A 23,250-nucleotide genomic window follows, 5' to 3' on the forward strand; every position below is an offset into this window, starting at 1 on the left:
TGGGATAGATACTCCGGCTTCCCGACACTTCCCAAGCAGGAGAACGGTATGGCGGATGAAGAAGATACCGAATTGCGTCTGGCAGGAAACGACGGTGGCGATGATCCAAACCTCTTCCAAGGCCAATATGTTGATCCGAACAGCGATCCGAAAGACGATCCACTCTGGCGGGAGCAGATCGAACGTTGGGCAGGCGGGGAGCCGGATGACTTTGACTGGCTGCAAGAACTGTTCGCGCACACACACTTCTTCCTGCTTGAGCATCTGGCGAAGATGGTTCTTGAAACCGCCTCAGATTGTGAGATTTCCCTCGAAACTAGCTCGCGCGCCGAGAGACGGAACGACGAAGCCCTGACTGAAGCCAGGAAGATCACTGGCGAGGACGATCCAGAAGGCTCTGCGCTGGCCTTGGACCTGCGTGGCTGGATCAGCTGTTCGGACAGCATTCCTGCGTTCCACCACACCCTGGCACAGTTGTTGGTGAGGCTGCCAATCGAGGACCTGCGGGCCGGCATCGTCAATCGTCGGCCGAAAGATGCGACCGAGGTCCAGGAGGTTGTGCGGGAGCAGGATACCATCATTGCAGCACAAAAGGTCGCCGCCACACCGGAAGGTGGCGCGCGCTACGTGGCCAAGGAAAAGGACGATCTCCCGCACGGGCTTCGAAACCAGTTCCGTGGCAAGCTGGAGAATGTCTTTCGTCCGCTCCACTACGCGCGCATGACATCTGAACAGCTCGACGCCGTGCAGGGCCTTGAGGCGCAATTTCCGAATGCAGCCAATGCGCTGCAAACGATCCACCGAAATCTGCGTCGGCGGTATCAGTTCGGAGATGATCGGATCCATCTTCGACCCACCATTCTGGTCGGTGAAGCCGGAACCGGAAAAACCCGGCTATGCCGGGAACTGGCGCGAATTCTGGATGTGCATGTCGCGGTCGGAACTGTAGCTGGGCACAACGATGCACATATCTTCGGGGTATCAGCCGGATACAACAGCGCGTTTCCAAGTATCATGACCACGGCTGTTGCAGATGCCGGCGTGATGAACCCGCTCGTGATGATAGACGAGATCGACAAGGTGCGACCGGGCCACAACGGTGACGTCTGGGCTGAATTTCTGGGCCTTTTGGAACCGGTCGAAGCGGGTACCTACTATGAACGCTTTGTCAGTTCGAACGTGGACGCCAGTGGGATTTCCTGGATCTTTACGGCAAACGACCTGGGACCGATCCCGCGCACCTTTCTATCGCGCTGCGCGGTTTGCGAGATCCCTCCGCCCGTTGCGGACCAGATCAGGACGATCATCCGCAACATGGTGGTTGAATATGCGCGCGACCTGGAGATCGACGAACGCTTTCTGGTCATTACTCCGGAGGACATTGAGTATCTTGAGGGATCCTGGTCAAGGCATCGGTCGATCCGCTGTTTGTCTGAACTCGTGAAACTCTTGCTGGACGAACGACAGCAAGACCTCGGGCATGCGTGAGGACGGAGCAACCATGACCGGTTCTCAAGCGCTTCAGTTGTTTTCCACAGTCTTCATTCCAGTGTCGGTCTCGGTCGAACTCCTAATCGAGGGACGGAGCAGTCACCTGGATCGGAACGAACCCGACCGCCCCCTGAATCCAAAGGAAAGAAAAGGTGACCAGAACCTACTATCCTGGCTACTGTGTCGCCTGTGGACGCTCCGTCGAGCGCGGTTGTCCGCGGCATGTTCAGAACCTGGGCCTTTTCTGCTGCGTTGACTGTGAAGGCATGTATTGGCGTGGGCTAACGACAGTCGGAGCATATTCTGACGCGCCGAGCGATTGGGCCCCGCCGCCGAGGGTGTGGGTACTCGAACGCATGAAACGACCGGATTCGCCGTGATAAAACCGGACTAGAAAAGGCGGCGGGAACCGGGCGTTTGCGGCGGCCATCTTCAAGGTCGGGACAGCGGACCCCTCTGCCGTTCAAATACTTGGTCGAACAATCCGTTGAATGCGCATAGCTGCCCGGTAATCCTCCCATATTCAGCGGTGTTTGGTCGTAGAATTTGCGCGGCCAACTTCCGTTACTGATCGCGAGTCACCAAACCCGGCGATCAGCGACCTGAAGCCACGGAGGTCATTTTCCTCAAGCCTTGCTCGGCACAAGTTTCGAGAAAGATTTCGTCCAGCCGCTCCTGGAGGCGAGGGTCGTTGATCTCAACAGACATCACGGTGCGGCGCATTGCAAAATTCATGATGAACGGAACTGTCAGAAAGAGAATGGCGAAACCAATTGCGGTCATTTCAAAGTCAAGCATTTCTGAGGTCTCCTCGCGCAACCTGTGCAATATCGACTATGTTTCGCAAAATTGGATATTTCAAGTTCATCGATTGTTAATGATTAATGGGTTTGAGCCCGGATTGCCTTGCCAACGGCGCATCCCGCTCAATACTGAATCCTGCAACCAGCCTTTGCTCAAAACACACCTGGATGATAGACTCGCGTCGTCAGCAGACGTTGCACTTCAGGAACTGGCCTCCACGGCATTGGTCGCATCAGCAAGTAAGAGTTTTCTACGGAAATGCATTTGACGAGGATCGAGCCGAGCCCAATTTGAGTCGCTTCTACCGCATGGAGATTGTACGGGGACTCTTCGGAGACTGGGGACTTGTGCGCAACTGGGGCCGGGTCGGAGGTGCAGGCCAGCTTCGAACCGACTGGTTTGGCAGTGAATCCGAGGCAAAGGTCGCCCGTTTTGATCTGCATATGCAGAAAGCGAAGCGGGCTACGAGTAGTCGGGGTACTGACGTCTGTCTACTGCGCAATCTCGCCGTTGCCGCGAGTGCCCCTTATCGCAAGTGCAGCAATCGCTCAGGATCAAGCCTCAGCCCCACACCAGACGTTCCAGGAAGTCGCGGCGAACGACGGGTCAGAGCCCAATTTCTCAAATGCTGCACAGTCAATGGACGGCAGCTACGTGCAGGAAGCAGGCTTTCCAAAGTCACCTCGAATTCTCGAAAGCGGACATTCACCCCGAAAGCGAAATATGTCTTCAGCTACCATCGATCTTTGCTCCATTCGTGCTGTTCCGCACGATTTAATGGCTGAGACGAACCTTCCTTACGGACAAAGAAGCTCTCCTTTCCCTCAAAGGTTACGAAGACAGGTCGGTTGCTTGGCCTTACCGACACTTGGCATATCTGCTTGTTGTCATAGGTTGGAAAGCTCAAGTTCCAAAGCTTCATTACCTCTCTACCAAGATACTTGTCGAGGATGTTGCTGAGATGAAGCTGGAACCCGTCTCGGTCAGCCTTCTTCAAAGTCGAGTAGTCACGTTTAAGACCAAGAGAGTTCCGGTGGTCATCAACGCCGATCAGGAGCTTGCCGCCATCTGAGTTCATGAACGCAGCTACCGTCTTGGCAATTACGTACTCAAGTTTCTTGTTAACTTCGCCTGTCCGCATGTCGTAGCGCATCGAGGACTTGAATTCGATCAATTGGCCCTCACCCTCCAGTATAAGTTCGTGAACGGGATCACCCTCCGGAGCGGTTGCGGGCGGATCGATGCGCTTCGCAATCTCTTCATAGAGCACTTCAGATCTATGCTTCAAAAATGCCGCATAGTCGTCTTGGATAACGGACGCATGATCGATGTCAATTAAGTGAGTTGCCAAAGTCGATTTCAGATCAGAATTGTCCTCATGGAACTCGACCAGATAAAAAGATGGCGCTTTTGCTCGAATCCTATTTTTGTTCAGATCGGCGCTTACCAACGTAATGTTGGATATGGAATTGCCTTGGGGCGCGTTGCTCTTTTTTAAGAACGCCTTAGGAAAGAAATGGTGATAGTTCTTGCTGCTCGCAATTTTCAGGTAAGAGTTGTCCAGAAGAACCCTTGCATTGTTGTGAAAGTCCTTTGGCTCTTGATATGCCAGAATGCAGAGAATTGCCTTACAGGCCGCGTTGCCCGCTGAGAAGTTTGTTTCCCGGACTGCATCAGGAGAATCAATGAAAAGCCGAACATCGTGATAGGACGGACGTTCGCCTTCAATAATCTTATCGACTCTTCTGATGTCAGCAGCGAGCCTGGACTCCGCTGCGCTAGAATACCGGAAAGAGAAGGCAGATCGCCAAAACAATTCCTCAAGAAACCTGCGTTGCCTTCCGTTTGGGCTCTCACCATTTGCCATAAAGAAGTACGCAAATGGAACAATGAGTGTGTCGTAAGGTAGTAGCTGCGATACTGGGATACGAAGGACGGTCCGAAAGTAATCGACAACTTGTTCAATCGCCGACAGCCCTGCTTCCCATGCCTCCAGTATGTCGGCCTTGTCCAGCATAAGGATTGTCTTTCGCTTGCATTCCTTCGTCTCGCTCAGACGAAGGCTCAATAGTTGCAAGATGACCGATGGCGCAATGTTCTCGTATTGCCGGTCATTGAGTCTCTGTTGAAATTCAGTCCATCGCACCTGCATGTCGAAACCAGCCGCCTCATCGTAGGTCTTGGCAGACATGATTTCAAATAATGTAAGAATTTTTCCGCCCGTATTGATTCGAGTGAATACGTCGATAGCGGAATTTATGTCGCTCTTTCTCAATGTAACTGTTGAAAAGGCGTATGTTGAAAATGATTTCGAGTATTGGTCAATTTTATTTATCTGCGAGTCCGAAAGGCCATTCTCAGAGAGCCTTTTAGACATCGCATAGTCAAAATGCAAAACATCATGTAGGCTAACTGAAACATCTGCTTCGCCCTTGACCGTAATGATCCGATCTTCGGATTCATCCAGATCATCAGACAAGTTAACTACAATGTCCTTGTAATCGGTGAGCTTTCTTTCGCCGACCTTTTGGATTTTTGCGCCAAGAAACGCGGCAAACAAAGAAGTGATCCTTTGTTGTCCATCAAGGACATACTGCACGTTTTGCCCAGTTGGAGTTTCGGGTAGGTCAAGGTTGCCAATGTTCTTGACTTCATTTATCCTTTGGTCTGTTTCCCACAGGATGAAGGTTCCGATTGGATACCCCTTGAGAATGCTATCCAAAAGACCAGCCGTCTTCCAAATGTCCCAAACGAAGTCGCGTTGAAACTTCGGGACCTTGATGATCCCCTTTTTAATCTCTGAGATCAGATCATGGTAGGTCTTGGAGTCTGGCTTTGGTTGGTTGTTCATTTCATTTTCCGATTCGCACCGAAGCGATGCTGAGGGGGCACTGGCGCGTGATTGGGAACTCAAGATTGATCTTTTTGTATGGTATTCTTGCAATCCAGCATGTGGACGCGACGTAAGCAAGTACATCTGCCGTGTCTAATCGTCCTACGGGTCTTGGTCCTTCAAGCCGCCAATTGATGGTGACTAGGTTTAGCTGATGTTCGACATGCAACACAGGGCGACAGGCATTTTCAGTGAGAGTCGGTACGACCAACTTCATGAAAGGCGGCATCGTCCGGTAACTTGCCCGTTCAACAGCGGCGCAGCGAATGTCAGCAATCGAGTATTTGGGATCGACGAGGCGCTGCTGCTTCGGGCTGACTGCGGCCATTGGCATTGGGTAGATGATAGGCAGCTTCGTCCGCGCTTCCGGCCTTGGCTCGATGCCATGCGAGCGTCCGGTCCTCTTCCATGTGATCCGGGGTCGGGTGTGCACGGCAGGAGATGTTGCGGTTGCAGCGAAGGGCCGCAAGGTCGGCATGGCCGCCGTCGTGCGGATCGCAGCATTGTGTACAGTAGGCTCCTCACGGCTGTTCGCCGAGCCGGTCATGAGTAGCGGCAATCAATCGAGGGATACGGCTGGTAAGCGGAGTTTCCGGCGACTTTCACTCTCTTCGGACGGATCATGGGCGCACTAGGGCCGCGCTCAGTCAACGGCTGCCGAAAGCTCCAAGTATGCTTCGTGATCGCGTAATCGCCAGTTATGTGAACGCGCCAAGAAGCCCTCATCCGCGCGCTCAGATTGGAGACCTAGTTATTCGCCTATTGCCTGAGCCAGTTCAACATCTCTCGAACGTTCTCGTAGTTTGGAAGCGAGTCTCTAAACGCTTCGTTCTGAAACGAGGACAAAAAGTTGCTGTGCGCAGAAGCCGTTTTTGCCTCCAACCCCAAGTGAGTCTCGATTGTCCCGTCTGTCCAAACCCATATGCCTCGCTGCACAAAATGTTCTTGGATAGCGTCTATATGGTCGCGGGATTCCGTCTCAGAAGCCATTAGTTCGAATGCCTTGGCTGCGGTTATTTCGCCAGACTTCTTCGGGAAACCATCTTCAGCCAAGTCAATCCGGCCATCAGCTTTCAGGCGGTTCAAAATCGATCTGCATCCTTGAATTGCAGCATGATCATCTGCAATTAATCCGTTCTGGATCGCCGGACGAAACGCGAAGTCCAAGTCCACAACCGCCTTAGTAGGGATACCCATCGCCGCGAGTACGGGCAGTGCCTTAGGGACATCGCTCGAGCTGCCAAGCGAAACTAATCCTAGCTTGTCTTCTTCGAATGAGCAGCCCGCTTCGTGTTGGAACAAGTCCGGCAATAGGGTTTGCTCGGTTTTTCCTTCGGCAAGGACAACTTTTTCGGAGAACAGAACACGAGTGGAGTTGGAAAGTGCGAATAGAGTTGCCGCTTGGTGGTCTGCGTCCTCAATCGCGCCTCTTACGGCATCAGCGATCCTAGGGAAGCACGTTGTACCGTTTTCCTGTGAGCGACGGATCAACAGCGCGTTGGGCGCATCCGACCTCGCGATCATGTTGGCCGAATGGGTTGAAAAGGCGACTTGATACCCCTCTGTGGAAAGGCGACTCAATGACGCTCTTACTACCTCGATTGCTTGTGGGTGAAGGTACAACTCGGGTTCGTCAATTAGCAGCAATGTTGTACGGGCCTCGTTGGCAACGGCTTGTCTCCGAACTTCGGAAAGGCACTTCACCAACGCGATTTGCACGGACCTCTGCGCTCCATGACCGAAAGATGAAGCGTCACGTCCTGTACCTTGGTCGTACTGCTGATCGTAAATCTTGATGGTCGCGCTCTTCAAGAAGTCGGAGAACTCGGGTGTTTGGATATGCGTTTTCGCGACAACCCCCGGAAAGAACCGACCGAGTTCGGTTTGAATCTGAGCGTCGAGATCGACCAACGCCTCATCCTTTTCCTCGCCGTCAGCAGAAAGTCGGCTGGCAACCTGCGCAAGAGCATCTGTGACTTGATCGGCATTTCGTTCTGCTACCGGTCCGATAATTTCTTTAATCAGTTTACCTATCGTTGTTCCGGAGGCGAACTTCCCGACGTCTTCGGTCGCGTTCTCCATGGCGCCAATGAAGATCGGGTCCGGGAACATCCGGCCAATTGCTTGATCAATGCCAGCAGGGTTCGCAACCCACTGTTCTTCGCCGTCTTGAACCTGGAGGATTTCTAGCCGAATTTGGCTGACGGACGCTCCGGGTAACGTTTGTGTTCTTCGCAGAGTGATTGTTCCGTCTACGACAAGCGGCTCTATGCGATTGCGATGATTCTGCTCCAACGCTTCCAGAACGTCCGCATTAATACCAGAAAGTTCAGCGGTGACAGATACTGGTGCCTCAGGATTGTAGAAATCGGAAATCTGCAATGAATACTTCTTGATCACCCACGACAGTGCTTGAAGTATGTTCGTCTTCCCGGCGTTGTTGTAGCCAACCAATGGCGTGTATGCCGCAAGCGGAATTTCCGCTTCACGAACAGACTTGAAGTTCACTATGGAAACCTTTGAAATGCGGTGCATGTCACCCTCGTAGCAATCCGGCGAGGGCACTCTCAGGTATCGGTTGCAAGAGTTCAATGTGAAGTTGCATCGTTGATGCAGCCCGCTGCGAGGGATGGCGTCCGAAATGGCAGGATATGCCATAATTTGAGCAGCAACTGGATGACGCTCGCCCGTAGGTTTTGTCGAGCTCGGGTTCTTAAGAGAGCTCTTAACAGTAAGGGCGCCTATGTTGAGTCTGGATCGCTACCCAACGACTTCCCTGGCACAGAACAATACCTTAATAACATAGACTTGACGATGGAAGGCGCCAGCCAACCTTTCCACCCTAGTGCCCGATAGCATCGAAAGACGATCCAAGCATGAGCAATCAATCTCGCAGGACTTTGTTCCCTATCTGGCGGACACACTGGGAAAGCCTGGATGGAGTTGAAGAGAAGTTTCAACGGGCCGATGCACGACTAGTGCGGCGCTCAAAAGGCAACCATCAAATTCCGCGTTGGACCAATCGCTGGGACCGGGAGCACGTCGTCGATGCCGCTATGGCACTGGGTGTATGGGCGAACGGCAAACCACCACAGGATGTTGGGCGACGCCCAGAAATAATACGAAGAATTCACGCGACGATTGCGCCAATCCTAGAAGCCACTGCTTGGCCACGATGGATTTTCCTTGAAAACGCACTCCATGATGCGTCGGACTCCGGCGACCTTCTATTCGCAGCTCTTGTCCTGCGAACGATGTGCGAAGAACTTCAGCGCCTTCATACCCTCGAGCTAAATTCTGATGAGTTGGCTCGGCTTTCTGGCTCTAGTGCAGTGGAGGACCAGAAGCGCCTAGACTCATTTATCTCGCTCGCCTGGGCTTCCATCGGAGAGCTTCCGCAAGATACTATTCTCAAAGGTTCAGACTGGCCAAAGGTGAGATCAGCAGCTTTGGAAATGCCCGCACTTGAGAGAGCCCGAAGGTCGCTCAATAGTTACGTTCATCCAAACTACGGCAGCCACATAGCCGCACTTTATCCAGAAAGCGCAGCCGCAGCCGATTTGTTACTTGGCGCGATAGTAGCCGTCTATGATGCCTTTTTCGATCTATCTTGGTCGGAGAGAGCGATAGATGAGAAACCCCAACCTGCTCGAGGTCGCTCCTTCAGTTCTTGGCCCCGGACGGTGCGTCGACTTCTCACGCGAGTTCTGCCGGAACTTCAACGAAGTAGTCCGGATTCAATTTCTTCGAAATGCTTCGAACTGCCAGTCTTCAAAAAATGGCTGGCTGAAGATCGGCTTGATCACGACGACCTCATTGGTCTTCAAAAAAGCCCAGAGTTTTGGGAAGATTTGCCTCGCTCGAAGATAGGCTTACAAACAGGCACGCTTGAATCGACCTTTGCAATTTGGGACGGCGCACGACCCATTGACATTCTAGGCTTTGCCTCAGCGCGCAATGCGGAACAAAGGCTTGCCGCAGTTTTTCCAGGCGGAGCGCCCACCCCCAACGATCAAAGCAACTGGCTTCGCTTCAACGCAATGTCTATCGAGCTCGCCGTATTGCTCGATCTCACAAAAGCCTCAGCTTTTAAGAAGCAACTGGTTCGTCAAGTGGAAAAGGGAAACGTTATTGCCTCCTGGCTTTGCGTCAGGTCGCTAGTCGAACACAGAGCATTGGTTAGATGGTTGCCGAAGCAAATTGGTCCGTCATTGGACAAATTGGCAGAAGAAGTTCAAGCATCGTCACCGCTCCAAGCCGAAGCCACGAAGATATCTCAAACTCTTGCCAACTTCTTGGTTACGCAAGCGAAGTACTCTGAGGAGACCAGTCGAGCATGGGCGTTGGATCACTGTGGCGATGTTCGAACCTCCTGGTTAAATCTTGAAAATGTGGTCGACGCAGCCTTTGATGAGGAAGATCGGTTTCGCGGATTCTATGATCTTTCTTCCGCCGTAATGCACGGTAGATCCGCTCGAGGTCTGGAGCTTTTAAAAACCCCCGAGAAGTCTGTTTATTTAGCAAGGATGTCCGGCCTCATTACGCTTGAGCGCCTTTGTTGTAGTGGCGACGAAATGAATCACTTGGCTGAGATAATCGTTTTGTGGTCGAAACTCGATCATGCCGCAAATTACGGTGGAACCTACGCGGCTGGGACTGACGCCGAGGCAAAAAAGGCCTTTGGGTATTTGGAAAACAAATTGCAAACTGGAAGTGACTTCATCGGACAGGGCACGTCAGACAGCCCAATATGCTTCAGGCCCCACCTTCATTTCCATTTGGCGTCCTACGCACTCCTCCAGCAATTGGATGTTGATACCGAAAATTGTCAGTTGCATTTAGAGTTCAATTCGAATGGCCACTTATGTGATCGCTGGGTCTCACCGGAGCGCGATTACTGGTTTCGTGTTCAGCTGGAAGCAGAGGCCCAGTGACTCCTTGCACCAAGAAAAAAGTTAACGACCCGCAGGAGTATTTGTGCCCGATAATCTGTACTTATGTTAACTCGCGCCACAGGTGCTGGTGGCGCTAGATAAGGCGCCGCTTGAGCTTCCGTTGGCTGTTGAAGGCAGACAACCAGATGTCGAAATCCCCACGTAGATCCGACGCGGAACGATACCTTTTGATGAGTCGCCCCATATCGCAGAACTCGGCGTAAAACGCGCGAGTAAAGGTCTCGCTAGGGCTGACCCCAGATGAACCGCCAGGCGCCAGGATCACCTGCGTGATTTGTTCGCGTTCGAGCAGATCGCGAAAGTGGCCTTTGGAGAATTCGCTTCCCGCATCGGTCTGGACAGCCCGGAGGCGAATTCCCCGGCGCACGTAGACCGGCAGAACTGTCTTCTCCAGGAACCCTGCCGTGGAAACGCCGCTCGCTTTATCCGAGAGAGACGCAAAGACCTCCCCAGTGACATCCACTGCAAAGACGTCAAGAATTAGACGTCCCCGATTGCTTGCCAGCGGGAACGAAAAGCGCTCCTGATGACCGAGATAGCGTTTGTCTGGATTGAGGGGCTTCGATGATCTGAGGTGTTTGGTCAATTCTGGAACCTTTCATGCTTGTCACCGTTGATTTCTTTCGAAGTTGTGCGCCGCAAACGTCCGAACTCGGCCGCACTGCGGGTTGCTGGCGCCGCCTTCGTAGGGTCTTCCAGCAACTCTCGACCGACTACAGCGAGATCACCGAGGCGCACCAGATGACCACGGCTAGTCGAACCTTCGGTTTCAGATCCGAATGTGGGAACACCACGCACTGCGAAGTCAGCCAGAAGCTTGCGAGACGTCGTCTGTCGCGCTTTCGCCAGGGTTCCCAACGGCACAAACTCGCTTTGGAAGCGCGCTAGGTCTTCCGGACTGACAAGATAAGCCACTGATCTGCCGTGCGGAACTTCACGCGCGTCTATCAGCCCAAGTCGACACCATTGTGTCACGACCTGGTGTTTCCAGCCGGTGATCTTAGCCACGTCATGTGCCGTCCAATCGATGGAGTGGCGCCCCTGTCGTAGGGTGGCTTCGATTTCGCTACTGGGAAACTGGAACTCGCCTAGACAGGCATTGGAGGGCGCGGAAGCTGCTTTGAGGGAGCCGTCAAAGATCGCGCGGAATACGTCGAACAAGGCCGCCCGATCCGTGGTCCTCCTCAGGTTCAAGTCTCTGAACGCGACGGTTTCGCCATCATGCGGCGTTGCAGAACCCCGCATTGCTTCGGTGCAACCCCGGATTTCTGACAGGTCAAAACGACCATCAACCAGTGCTGGAAGGGCGTCGCAGGGCGTCTGCGTGAAGACCTTTGCCTCGACGAGCAGTTGAAATTGCCTACTGGCAACTCCCAAGACCTCTTGGACGTCCTTGGCCGAACGATATCGGCGTCGGTTGCACGACAACTCCTCGATAGTCTCCGAATGCACAATCGTATGTCTGTGGCCCAATCCACTGTTCACGAACTTTCCGCCGATTTTGCCGCCAGTGACGGCGGCCACAATACGTTCGTTGCGAACGCCGAGCCGTTTCGCCGCTTCCGTGGCCGGAATCCAGACCCGCTGCTCATTCGCGACATTGGCCCCGGCGTACGTCCCGTCGAATGCCTCGGCAATCACATCAGCAACACAAGAGCGATACGGTTCGTACCCAGGGTGATCGAACTTCATCAGCCTTTGATACCAGTTCCCCAATCGACCAGGTGCCGAGTTAGCCGACGGGTCGCCTTCTGCAAGCCGCTGCTTGACATGTGCCCTGAACCCTTCGGGCCAGTCCTTGAGCAGCGGGGCTACCGGCTCGAACAGAGCAACGGTATCGGACACCGTTCTTGGGATCTTTGTGAACCCCTCCTTTCCCGCTCGGTTTGCCGCGAAGCCACTGGCCAGGAAATGGAGGAAACGGCCTACATCCACGGGCACGACGTTAGAGTACTCGGCGGGGATTCCGGATTCGTCACCTTGCAGTCTGTTCTCGATCAGTCGTGCGATTGCGATCTCATGCGAAGGGGCATTCTCAACGGGAAGGAGCTTCAAACGAAATCCGCAGGAACATGTCTCTAGTCCCCCGGAGTTTGGCGTGAGTTGCTCATGACAACGTGGGCATTCGTCCTGAAGCCTAATTCCATGATCGCAACACGCGCTAACCATTGCGTTCCGCCATGATAGCCTGGAAGGACCACCTTCTAGCAGGCAGGAAGGGCAAACAGGATCGGAATACAGGCGGTCGAACTTCCAATCCAACGCCGGACGATCTGGAGCATTCGCCGGAGCAATGCTTCTCAAGTCTGCGGCGTCAACACCAATCTGGCCTGCGATGTAATCCAACTCCGACAAGAGTTTTCGCCCATAGCGGAACCCAAGGTCCGAAAGGAATGAAGACGTCTCAGGATAGGCATTCAGACGGCTAACCCGGCGCAGAAACCAGAGCAGACTTTCGTCTGAACGCGGTGGAACGGACTTGAGCATCAGTTCACTACTCCGCAGCAACAAAGCTGAGCTCTGTGATCGAAGATACCTCGATCTCCAGCCCGGCTTCCTGCATTACGCGAACGTAGGATCGGACCAGATCATTGTGCGTCGGGCGGTTTTCTCCAAAGAACCGCGCCGAGTTGAGCTCTTTTTGAGACGTGGCCTTGGCACTCTTCGCGATACACTGTGACGTCATGACGCCATCTCGCATGAAGTGAACGGACCCACGAAGGACTTTCATCATGGCGCCAACGCGCCCGCCGGAGAGGCCGTATAGACGGTACACGACATCCTCAAAGTCGAAGTCAAGTAGCGCACCGGCTTCGTTCAAATGTCTAAGTGCTTGGCTGACGGCCGCAGCGAAAGCTGTGCGGTCTTCGTCTCGTTCCCACGCATACGGATTGAGGTATACCGTTGCCAAAGAACGATCACGCAACTGTTCGTTGTCATCGACCAACCCCTGGAACTTTGGGAGACCGCAGAGAATGAGCGTCAATCCAGTGCGGTCTACCAGCCATTTGAAGTGGTCAGTAGCGCCGCGTTTGGACAAATGCGCCCCGCGCTCAGCGCAGTGGCTGCATTCGTCGAGAGCCAGCACGCGTGTCCCATTGTCTCTCAAGGCCATGTCGACTTGCGATTGCAGCTCTGAAGCCGTCTGACCCCGCTTTCCGCCCATTCCGAGGGCTCCCATCATTGATAGGAGCAAAGTACGGTCATTGGGCTTCGTGGCGATTGTTCCAAGGGCAAAGTCCGAGACCTCAAAGAGCCCACCGGGCGTCTTCACGATCCTGCCTACCTGCGATTGGAGGTCCTCCAGCAAACGGGATTTCCCACAACGTGTCCCTCCGAGAAAGGGGATCACTGCCCCGCCCATTTGGTCCGCAAGCTCGATTGCTTCGATCATCTGCGCCAAAGCACGCTCGTATCGGTCATGCCGAATAGTTTTGTCCAAGGCCACGATCAAGTCTCGGTTCATCTGTTTTTGGTTCCGGAGTTTACGAATGAGGGAAGGTTCGAAGGCATCGAGAAGCCAAGTGCAGGCGCCTTAGAGCTAGTTTTCCGGAGATTCTTCGGATCAATTTTCTCAAGCGTCTTTTCAATGACTTCATCACGACGTGCTCTGCCACGCGCGCGATTATGTCTCCGCTTGAGCGCAGTTTTTCCCTCCTTGGGGTTGAAGATTTCTTCAAGTTGCATGGCTGAAACCAACGCGGCCGAATCCAACTCATCGTTTTCGATTGAACGGCAGTGCCTTCGGATCCGGTCGAGTTCGTCGAAGGAAATTGCCGGGCAGTCCTCGTCCTTCGCTTGAACAAAAAAGTGTTCATTGAGAGTTTCGTCGTAGACCGCGATTTCACGAATGTCGTTGGGATCGATCCGCAACCTGACCTCGCAGGGAAACTCGACGCGTTTCAGGTAGTTCGCCAACTCAAAAGATGCGTACACGATGTTCTTGAAACGGATTCCGTCGTGTTGAGCGACACGTGTTGCGGTGTCGACCATGAACATCCCACGAAGTTGGTGGAGAGTCGGAGCAAGTGGTAGAAAGGTCTCCCTGCTCAGGCGATCCCACGATTGCATTGGAGCTTCTTGGGTCCGCAGGACGTTTTCGACCCTTCGCCTGCTCTTGCGAAGGTAGACATCGTAGCGCCAGACTTGGAGAATGGTCTCGATTTCTTGGAGTGTGTAGCAAGCTTCTTTCTGCGCGATTTCCGTTCGCCGCTTTGCCGGAATGCACTTTGTCTGCGTCGCACCCGGATACCGGGTGATGAACCTGCTGAGTTCCAGAAAGAACCTTTCCACAAACGGTTTTTTGTCAGGCTGGCCCGGAACGCATTTTCTCCACTCAATGCCAGAAGAAACCAATGCAGTTTTGATGAGAAGGCCTGAGAACTCTGAACCATTGTCGCTGATAACCACTTGAGGTTTTCCGAAGGACGAGTGTCGGTTCTCGATGTTGTGCTTGTCAAAGAACTCGGAATCCGTTGGTGACATGCATTCCTTGAGGGTTCGGGCAACGAGGCTCTGCGTTGGGGCACCCAACCCTAGTTGCATTCCGAGAGGAACTCCGGTCGCGCAATCAAGGGCAACGCACACCGTAGGGCGACCAATGGGTTCTCCCTCGTCATCCGTGCAAAAAATGTCCAGCGTTGTACAGTCGATCTCCACGCGCTCAAGGGGCGTACTGACCTTCTGGATTTGCATTGCAAGAAGGTACTGGCGCCTGGCCTCTCCTGAACCGAGCCGCATTTTCACGACATCTGCGTGAGGCAAACGTCGGATGATCGAAAGAACCGCCTTTACTCCACACGGGCCGGGGAGAATTCCTGCTTTGATGCAGGCATCCTGATATCGCTTTCGAATGATATTACATGCTTCGGTGATCGTCATTCGGTCGGACGAGAAGAAAGACTGATCGAGGACGTCCCGAGTGATTTCTTCGAAGACCTCGTCAAACCGTGGCGTCCGATTCCCACATTTCTTGGTCTTGGGGCGAAGACCAGCGTCCCCCTTGAGTCGGTAGTTCCTTTGCCATTCTTGAATAGTCCGCTTGGAAAAGGGGCGGCCGCGTTTCAACCGAATTGGATGATCCGCAAAGTCGATGTCCAACTGTGCAAGAGTGGCTGACCAAATCAGTTGGTCACCAAAACGAAGCGAATTTGTTCTCTTTAGGACCGACAAGCGGAACTGTACGACTTCCTGCGCTTCGGTTGTAGTCAGTGTCTTACGGTCGTTCGCATTTTCGTCAGGATCGTAGGCAAGCTCTAGTGCGGCCAGATCGCGGAATTCTTTAATTCTGATCGTCTTGTCGACACCGTCGCCATCCACGAGCGTGACTGCGTCGTGCCCAACGGAGATCTCCGACACGGTGTAGTCGCGCTCATCGACGAGCACGTGCCAACCGATATACATCTTCGCTTCAGTTTTCATAGTGGCAAGATCTCGAGATGACTTTTGTCCTGCCCGACGACGGTTGCCAGGGACATGCGACCAATTCGGGCAGCTCTGAGATCGACCGATAGCTGCCCGGAAAGGACAGCGCGCATGATTTCATCGTCGGGGATCCCGACGACGCCACTGAGTTCTTGCAAGCGGATTTTCTTGTCGGGAGTTGCGGCAAGTTTTTGTAGTGTTTCGGGTGTTGGGGCTTGGCCGTAGTACGAACGCAGCACCCGCAAATTATGTTCCAAGGCCTTGTTTAACAGCTCGTTGGTGACAACGACGAGTCTGCATCCGAACTCCTGAAAGCACTCCGGAAGTAACAAGGTGTCAGCGTTTCTCTTGAGGAAAAACATGTGCTTGACTTCAAAGAAAACGCGCCGGTTATTCTTGGTTTTTGCTTCGAAATCGGGAGTGTAAGGGATCGGCGAGTGGCCAGTCCCCTTGAACAAGGAGAAAAGCTCCTTCTTTGTTGGATAGGCCCTTCCTGTGCTCATGTCGAATGTGCAAGGCTGGGGCCGAAAACTGACAATCCTCGGATCAAGCGCCAGACAGTAGCCGCAGGTCATCTCGTTGACGACTTCGGTTTCGATCAAGCCCTTGGCTTTTGGAAGATGCGCGAAGACGCCTTTCTTCTGTTTGCCTGGACCACTTACTTCTCTGGCTGGTGGCTCTGGTGTGATGTTGTCGGTCATAGAAACCGAGTAACATATTGGCACTGCCAATAATAGCCCAATATTGGAGGCTCCAATAATAATGGCAATGACTTGATGCAAGAACGCAACGGCCTTGAAGGCGTCGCAAAAAGAGGAAACTGGATCGATTTTGGCGATGCCCTCGCAGAAGCGATGCAGCAACCGGAGGTCTATGGGTTCAAAACTCCGAACGAGGTCATACAACATGTTGCGGCATTGAGGGGAAAGCGGCCCCATACGTTGAAGAACCCGCTTGAATCTAGCCTCTGGCTAAAAAAGAGATTTCCTGAGGAGCACGAAAAGAGAAAAACCGGACTCGGGATGACACTCGTCATGTTCCTTATGAAAATAGATGAGTTGGACGCGACGAGGGCTGGCGAACTTGCTCCAAGAGTCTTCGAAGGGCTCCTCGGGCAAGTCGAACTGAAAGAGATCTATGATGAGTTGAGAGCCAAGCGAAATGAAGGAAAGCTCGACGGCAAACCCCCGTCGCCTTCCTCCATAGACCGGGCACGCGCATTCGACGAAGAGGTAAAGCGGTTTCTGAACGAGTATTCAGAAGCACTCTTCGGTGGATCGAGGACGAAAGTCCAACCAGGCAAGGGCGTTGATCCGATTAGTCCCGATTATGTAATCGAGATCGATGGCAAGAAGCGGATCGCTATTGAGGTTAGGTCTTTCCGTGCGAGGGTCGACCGCCACTTCATGATCAATACCCTCGGTTACCTCCACCTTCTACAGAAACTCGTGCCAGAAGTGCTTCTGATTGTTCCAGAGAGTTCTGGCTACGATCTGCGCATTGTGGCGGAGCTACGTGACAAGCTGGGCCTCGAAGGCATCCGCTTTGCGACATTACCTGAGCAAGGCGGCAAGCATCTAGAAGACTTCAAGACTTCAGATCCCTAGTGCGACAGACGGTGTAGGACTGACAGGCAATGAAGGCCTTTGATTTCAACCCGAGCCCAATTGAGAGCTACGCACACTCTACCTAGTCCTTCTGCCCAATCAGAGCCGAAGACCTTCGCGCCAGGATCGATGCGTTATACTAGGATGCCAGCTCTGCCGCGACGCGCTTCTTTGCCTCGTTCCGAGATACCTAGCTGTCTCAAAAACACAGGAACCGGTTTGGTTCAAGGAAGCCAAGGCCGACGAGGTAGACCTCTTGATCGAGCAAGGGTAGCCAAAGGCCGTAGCAATATCGCGCGACAGAGTGTGGCCTGACTGGGCGAAAGCCTCATGTATCGTAGCTTGGGATGGAACAAGAAGAAGTGGGCGCGAAAACCGCGTAAGAGGGTTACGCACGACAGGGCAAACCTTCACTGCGGGCGCGAGATTGATGGATGCATATCTGGAGTCACGACCAAGAAGAGCGGGAAGCAGACCTTTGCTGTAGTTGCTAAGCTACAGCTCACAACTAAGCAGAACGGACATACAGCCGGTAGTTGTTGAAATTGAGAGTTCACGACCGTCTCATGCACAGAAAGTGTCTCCCAAGTAACCCTTCCAGCGCGATGCTACTTAAGGTAGAACTCGAAGGACAGATTAAGTGGAAGTGACTAATTGAGTATTAATAGCGAGTTCGAAATTCTAGGAACTACATGCGAAGTGACGGATGATGGCTGCGTACATATTGTCGTTGAGTACTTGTCAGATGAGTTGAAAGCACTTCTACGTAACCGACTTACTGAGATCTGCCATGGCGTGGCAAGAGCCAGGAAGACGAGCGCAATATACTCCTATAAAGGTACGTTGACTTCATTCTTTAACCGATACGATACGAAAACCGTCAACACAAAAAAAGGTATGATCGGCGAGCTCTTAACTCATGTCATGTTTGTTCACTACTTTAGTGCATACGAGCCGGTGTCTCCAAATTTCAATCTAGAGGAAGGGTCGATCAAAAAAGGATTTGATCTTGTCTTGATGAATAACGAGTCAAACGAACTGTGGTTCGCTGAAGTGAAGTCTGGAAATGCTACAACCCAAACCAGCGCTCAAAAACTGGGCGCCTTACTTTCAATAGCAAAAAGCGGATTGGTGGAGAATCTGAACGATACAAGAGAGACACTTTGGATGAACGCAATTAACGGCGCATCTGTAGCCATGGCGTCTGGAAATCTAAAAGACAAGATCGAAGCGTTGCTCGAAAGCTATGCCGAGGGCGCGTTTTCCAAATCCAATCGTAGCCAAGATTTCAACGCATTGCTTGTGGCGGTCTGTTACTTTGGAGGAAAAGAGACCGCGTTGATCGACGACTTTAAGTCCAGCCACTCCCATCATTTAAACGCGAGCGAATTCGCAAAATTGATCTCCCTCTCAATTCAAAAAAGCACTTTCCAAGCCGTGGAGAACTTTTTGAGACACGAAACGTAGAATGGCGAAATTTCCTCTAAGAACCATCCGAAATTCAGACTTCTTTGACCTGTACCGAAAGCTAATGGATCGAAAAGAGCTTTCCAACGAAGAGAAGGAAGCTCTCTTATCTATTGCCGTGATGCTGCTAAATGAGCCAGAGGAGCACTCGGTGATGCTAGGGTACAGGATCATCGTGATGTACTCCAATCACACCTCAGACCTAAAACCGTTGTATGACGTTTCATTGTCACGAGGCTTCATGCCAATCGTTCAGCGTGCGTCTACAGAAAACTTGCTGGACGAAGCCAAAGAACATTTTTTTCCCAATTACTTTAGTGCGCTGATGAGCCAATACGAAGTTGATGGCACGGTGTTTACTGAACAACAAATTGAGCTTGGAACGTTCTTCAAAGAAAATGATGATCAAGATGTACTGATAGTTGCGCCGACTTCATACGGAAAGTCGGAGTTGATATCCAAATACAGCAACCGCAATCTAGACCAAAATATCTGCATCCTAGTGCCCACAAAAGCACTACTTGCTCAGACAAAGCAACGCATTCTAAGTGGGATGCCACCGGAAGACATTAGGCGAGTTATCACACATGCAGAAATGTATCACGGCGGTGAAACGCGGATAATAGCAGTTTTGACGCAGGAGAGACTGTTAAGGTTTTTCACAGAACACCCTTACTTCCGCTTTGACACAGTTTTTGTTGATGAAGCTCACAACCTCCTTGGAGATGGACAACGGGAGCTTCTACTTGCGAAGGTAGTAATTTTGCAAAAACAAAAAAGTCCAAGCTCAGCAATCAAGTTCCTAACCCCGTTTCTGGCTAACGAAGAAAACATCCGACCGCGTTACACAGACATAACTCCGACGAGTTATAGAGTTCGAGAGAACCTGAAATCGGAGCGGTACTCAATTGCCGACTTTCGAAGCGGCAAGATGAAGACTTATGACCAATACTTCGACAGGTTCTGGGAACTGACGGATAAGCTCGCGCCAACTGAGGAAGCTTTCATTGTCGAAAGATCAGCTCGAAAAAACATCATATTCTTCAACCTACCAAAGAGGATTGAGCTATTCGCAACGAACCTCACTCCGCAACTGCCCGTTGTCGAGTCTAGCGCACTTGAAAGAGCTTGTAGGAATATTGCCGAGTTTCTGCACTCTGATTACCTATTGGTTGAAGCGCTACGGAAAGGGGTTTTATACCATCATGGAGCAGTTCCCGATATTGTTAGATTATATGCAGAGAGAGCGTTCTCCGAAATAGATTGCATACGTTACATCATCTGCAATTCGACCTTGTTAGAGGGCGTAAACATACCTGCGGAGAAAATTTTTCTCTTGGAAACAAAGAAAGGTTTGCGAAATCTGACGCAACCTCAATTCCGAAACTTAGTGGGAAGAGTGTGTCGATTCAGTGAGATATTTGATGCTGAAAGCGGCGACCTGAAGCTCTTAGAGCCGGAAGTTGTTGTTTTTAATTCCGACAGGTTTTCGCCGGCCAATGCTAACGTTGAAGAGTTTTTGCGTGGTGTGACAAAGGTCGATGCCAAGCTGAAAGAGCCAACTGAAAATGTCTTGCTAGATGCTAAAGCTATCGACGACGAAGATGTTGAAGAAAAAAGAGAAGCTGACGAGTTCCTCGAAGCAATGTCGCCAGGCATAACAGGCAATGACGTTGCCCGGCCATCAACAGAAGTTGGTAGGGCCTGTCTGCTCAATAATATTTCAGAAATCGATGTCTTGCGACATGAAGCTGCGATGCAGGAGATTTTGAACGGATTCGTAGTACCTCTGGCGACATCCAATCTCATTCTCGAATTGGTTTCGATAGCATTCGTTCCCTATTTCAAGGAGCATAGGGCGTTCGATGTCGTGCGACGTTTAGAAGAAGAAAACGCCCGGAAGTTCTATGCCATGTTGATAGATTGGAGGATCAATAATGCATCATTCTCTGAGATGATTGCGAACTTCCTGCGGTACTGGAAGGAGTCCGATGTCGACGAGGTTTACGTCGGCAGATGGGGCGAAATCGCACGTGAAGGCTCTCACAGGGAAAGTTGGGTCCGGATAAACGAAAAGTCGCACTCGCAGAGGGTAAACTTGGCGATTGTTCGCATTAAAGAGGAGCAAGATATCGTTGACAATCATGTGCTAAAATTCGTGGAAGTCTTGAATGATTTGAAAAAAATTCCGGAGCGGCTATACCTTGAAATAAAGTATGGAACCACGAATCTCGAAAAAATCCGACTCATCAACAATGGCTTCAACTCCGCCTTGGCAGGACGCCTCATCGACAGCTACGGAACTTATGTGGAGGAATCCGAAGGCGACGAGGCTATCACTTTGCAGCCGGAACTGATCGAAAAGATGAGGGACGAGGGAGAAAACGAGATTTTGGTTTTTGAGGCCGCGCTTCACATGGGAATACGACACGAGTTCATCGACTAGATGAGGTGTACCTGTAGCCGCTCCAGTACAATTTCGGTTTCTTCGCGCTGCTCAAATTCTCCACCGCCAATGCTTTGCAGTTGCGGCGATTGACCGGTCTGACGGGCAGCGCCGCAGTATAGCGATCAATAAATGAATAGCCGGTTAGGGCCGCTACGAGACATTTCTGCACTTAGGATAATGAACCAATTATGTACCGAGCGGCCCGTTCGATCTCGGGGAACATTGTCTTTTCGTTGATTCCAAGCTTGTCAAGCTCCTTTCGAATGGAAGCTTTCGATCCAGCGTCTATTATGATGTTATCTACCTCTATTCTGTCACTAGTACCGGAAGAAATTTCATCGTCCAATCCGAAAGCAAAAAAAGCACCAGACTGCGCTATGATTCGCTTATTGTTTTGCTTGGGCTTAACCAAACAAATCAGATCAAGGTCTCTAGGATCAATTTCTGGTAGGAAGCCATTTTTCTCTTGCTTGATGAAGTGCAGAAGCCTCTTAACTGGTGTGCTGTCATTAAACTCGTCTTGTTCGAGGCCTGTGTTGAGCGCGATTTTGTATTTCCAAGAAAGACGAGATAGATTTGCTAGGCAACTTACAGTGTCGCTGTCAAAGTAGCGAATTAACGTATTTTTTACTGTAAGGGAAACCACCTCACCATCAACCTCCTCAGTGCGAGAGAAATCCTTTCCATTTTTTCTGAAGCGGCGACGCCTTTTTACACTTTCGCATGCAAAGTATAGCGCGACTAGTGGATTGAAACTTACATCTAACAATCTAGTCGGCAGAGAATAGTGTTGCATCCTCACCAACATTTCCAAAGCGCTTGTGTCGCCTTGAAAGTCCTCAGGATGGGCAGCCACCAATTCCCTAAGCAAGATATGCTCGTTTTCAATTACTTCCTTCTTCCGGAAAATGGACGGTTGGAGCTTATAGTCCGTGCTTCCGTGCCCACGAAATGTCGCGGTCGTTCGAGTTGACAATCTCGTGTCAAGTATTGTCTCGATGAAATCAGGAACAGATTTGATAGACAATTTTTTTACTTCGCCATTAGGTTAGAGGCTGCAGTTGTATGCATTGATCCAGAAGCGAAAGCCCTTACTAGAGGTTTGAATCGCCTATATGCGTCGATCATACCGCATATGATTTTGAAGACTGCCAGCCAAACAAGCAAATGTCGAGAGCGAGCAACTCTGCAAAGGCTGCATCTCACTCTTCGAGGTGCGCCTTCGTTCCGCTGAGTGGACCTTCCCAGCCATTTACGTAGGGTGCTCGCAGCGAACGCCAGCTTTGACGAGCTGCGCCGCGGTATTCCAACAGACTGGCGAAGGTCTGGAATGGGCCGTTCACGCCGTTATTAGCATTGCTGCGCCTGCGAACCCCGGTCCATCGTGAACTGCGGCACTGCGAAGTTAGCAGCCGTTGCGACCACGCAAGAGGTCGCCCTGTTTCCACTCGTGCTGGACTTTCTCAGGTTAGGCCTTGAGACGAGTTCTCAAGGACGCTTTGACCAAACAAACAGAATGACTTCGCCACGCCTATCGATTGCGACCCTGTCAATCAGCTTCTTCGCCTCGTCCGTGTCGCAATAGAACCTTGCCTGGTCCGGCGCGTACCAGCCTTTGATGTCCAAACAACATCGCTGAGAACTTGCACAGTTATCTTCCATGAGTTTTTTGTGGAAGGCACTCTAGGCGACGTCGGGAGGCATTGGCAGGCCTGAACTTGGATCGCAACTAACCTTCTTCGTGACACAGAATTCAGCAACCGCCGTTCTCAATCGGCTATTGTGTAGTCTCGAGAGTGTTGTCCTGCCGAGGATCCAAAAACCTCCCCGTATATCCGCCGCCGCGACCGGTAAACGAAGGTCCCTTTAGAAGTTGAAACTCAATTTGGAGGTGCAATGCGGAAACCAGAGCCCCTTCGAAATGCCCTCGTACATTTCTCCATTCAATCGATGAGAAAGGGACACCCAGCAAAACTCACCAACGCACATCAAGTTATTGAAATGTAATTTCATTTCGGACTTCCGTGTTCATGGGTTACGTCGAAGCTCCCCAACGGGAGTTCATGAGGACGTACGTTGCCATTGAAGTGGCCGCGCAGAATTTTGGGCTAGATGCGCGGTACTTTGGGGTGCGTGCAGCGTTATGCGCGTCCCTACAAC

15 protein-coding genes are annotated in these 23,250 nt (G+C 51.8%); 6 read left to right on the forward strand and 9 right to left on the reverse strand.

Annotated features, from left to right (window positions below; genetic code table 11):
• Positions 1-48: 48 nt before the first annotated feature.
• A complete protein-coding gene (locus R3X27_RS18890; RefSeq protein WP_317710441.1) occupies positions 49-1,488 on the forward strand; it encodes an AAA family ATPase in 1,440 nt (479 codons plus the stop codon).
• Positions 1,489-2,085: 597 nt separating this feature from the next.
• Here R3X27_RS18890 and R3X27_RS18895 read toward each other — a convergent pair.
• Positions 2,086-2,289, reverse strand: coding sequence for a hypothetical protein (locus tag R3X27_RS18895; protein ID WP_317710442.1), 204 nt, complete (start codon positions 2,287-2,289; stop codon positions 2,086-2,088).
• Between the two features lie 314 nt (positions 2,290-2,603).
• Between R3X27_RS18895 and R3X27_RS25685 the strand changes: the two genes are divergently transcribed.
• Positions 2,604-3,080, forward strand: coding sequence for a WGR domain-containing protein (locus tag R3X27_RS25685; protein ID WP_411572514.1), 477 nt, complete (start codon positions 2,604-2,606; stop codon positions 3,078-3,080).
• Here the strand turns inward: R3X27_RS25685 and R3X27_RS18900 are convergent.
• Positions 3,029-5,146 (reverse strand): DUF262 domain-containing protein, encoded by a 2,118-nt coding sequence (locus R3X27_RS18900; protein ID WP_317710443.1) that lies wholly within the window; start codon positions 5,144-5,146, stop codon positions 3,029-3,031. The genes R3X27_RS25685 and R3X27_RS18900 overlap by 52 nt on opposite strands.
• An 801-nt stretch (positions 5,147-5,947) precedes the next feature.
• On the reverse strand, positions 5,948-7,723 hold the full coding sequence (locus tag R3X27_RS18905; RefSeq protein ID WP_317710444.1) for an ATP-dependent nuclease: 1,776 nt from the start codon (positions 7,721-7,723) through the stop codon (positions 5,948-5,950).
• 341 nt (positions 7,724-8,064) lie between these two features.
• Here R3X27_RS18905 and R3X27_RS18910 point away from each other — a divergent pair, with 341 nt between their 5' ends.
• A complete protein-coding gene (locus R3X27_RS18910; RefSeq protein WP_317710445.1) occupies positions 8,065-10,122 on the forward strand; it encodes a hypothetical protein in 2,058 nt (685 codons plus the stop codon).
• Between the two features lie 94 nt (positions 10,123-10,216).
• On the opposite strand, the gene R3X27_RS18915 is transcribed toward R3X27_RS18910, so the two are convergent.
• From R3X27_RS18915 to R3X27_RS18935, 5 genes are read right to left on the reverse strand one after another with little or no spacing between them, the layout of a single operon-like run.
• On the reverse strand, positions 10,217-10,729 hold the full coding sequence (locus R3X27_RS18915; RefSeq protein WP_317710446.1) for a hypothetical protein: 513 nt from the start codon (positions 10,727-10,729) through the stop codon (positions 10,217-10,219).
• Positions 10,726-12,630 carry a TniQ family protein gene (locus tag R3X27_RS18920; RefSeq protein ID WP_317710447.1) on the reverse strand — a complete coding sequence of 635 codons (1,905 nt, stop codon included), beginning with the start codon at positions 12,628-12,630 and terminating at the stop codon, positions 10,726-10,728. Before R3X27_RS18920 ends, R3X27_RS18915 begins: the two co-directional genes overlap by 4 nt.
• A 7-nt stretch (positions 12,631-12,637) precedes the next feature.
• Positions 12,638-13,609, reverse strand: coding sequence for a TniB family NTP-binding protein (locus R3X27_RS18925; RefSeq protein ID WP_317710448.1), 972 nt, complete (start codon positions 13,607-13,609; stop codon positions 12,638-12,640).
• Positions 13,606-15,564 carry a transposase family protein gene (locus tag R3X27_RS18930; RefSeq protein WP_317710449.1) on the reverse strand — a complete coding sequence of 653 codons (1,959 nt, stop codon included), beginning with the start codon at positions 15,562-15,564 and terminating at the stop codon, positions 13,606-13,608. Before R3X27_RS18930 ends, R3X27_RS18925 begins: the two co-directional genes overlap by 4 nt.
• Positions 15,561-16,268 carry a hypothetical protein gene (locus R3X27_RS18935; protein WP_317710450.1) on the reverse strand — a complete coding sequence of 236 codons (708 nt, stop codon included), beginning with the start codon at positions 16,266-16,268 and terminating at the stop codon, positions 15,561-15,563. Before R3X27_RS18935 ends, R3X27_RS18930 begins: the two co-directional genes overlap by 4 nt.
• Positions 16,269-16,343: 75 nt before the next feature.
• Between R3X27_RS18935 and R3X27_RS18940 the strand changes: the two genes are divergently transcribed.
• The 3 genes from R3X27_RS18940 (at position 16,344) to R3X27_RS18950 (ending at position 21,087) form a co-directional block, all read left to right on the forward strand.
• Entirely contained in the window at positions 16,344-17,174 is an 831-nt protein-coding gene (locus tag R3X27_RS18940; RefSeq protein WP_317710451.1) for a hypothetical protein, read from the forward strand.
• Positions 17,175-17,873: 699 nt separating this feature from the next.
• A complete protein-coding gene (locus tag R3X27_RS18945) occupies positions 17,874-18,641 on the forward strand; it encodes a Hachiman antiphage defense system protein HamA (RefSeq protein ID WP_317710452.1) in 768 nt (255 codons plus the stop codon).
• 1 nt (position 18,642) lies between these two features.
• Positions 18,643-21,087: a DEAD/DEAH box helicase gene (locus tag R3X27_RS18950; RefSeq protein WP_317710453.1), complete on the forward strand. Its 2,445-nt coding sequence runs from the start codon at positions 18,643-18,645 to the stop codon at positions 21,085-21,087.
• 172 nt (positions 21,088-21,259) lie between these two features.
• Here R3X27_RS18950 and R3X27_RS18955 read toward each other — a convergent pair whose 3' ends face one another.
• Positions 21,260-22,117 carry an FRG domain-containing protein gene (locus R3X27_RS18955; protein ID WP_317710454.1) on the reverse strand — a complete coding sequence of 286 codons (858 nt, stop codon included), beginning with the start codon at positions 22,115-22,117 and terminating at the stop codon, positions 21,260-21,262.
• Between the last annotated feature and the right edge of the window lie 1,133 nt (positions 22,118-23,250).

The sequence above is a fragment of the Tropicimonas sp. TH_r6 genome (assembly GCF_033101155.1).
Classification (GTDB): Bacteria; Pseudomonadota; Alphaproteobacteria; order Rhodobacterales; family Rhodobacteraceae; genus Tropicimonas.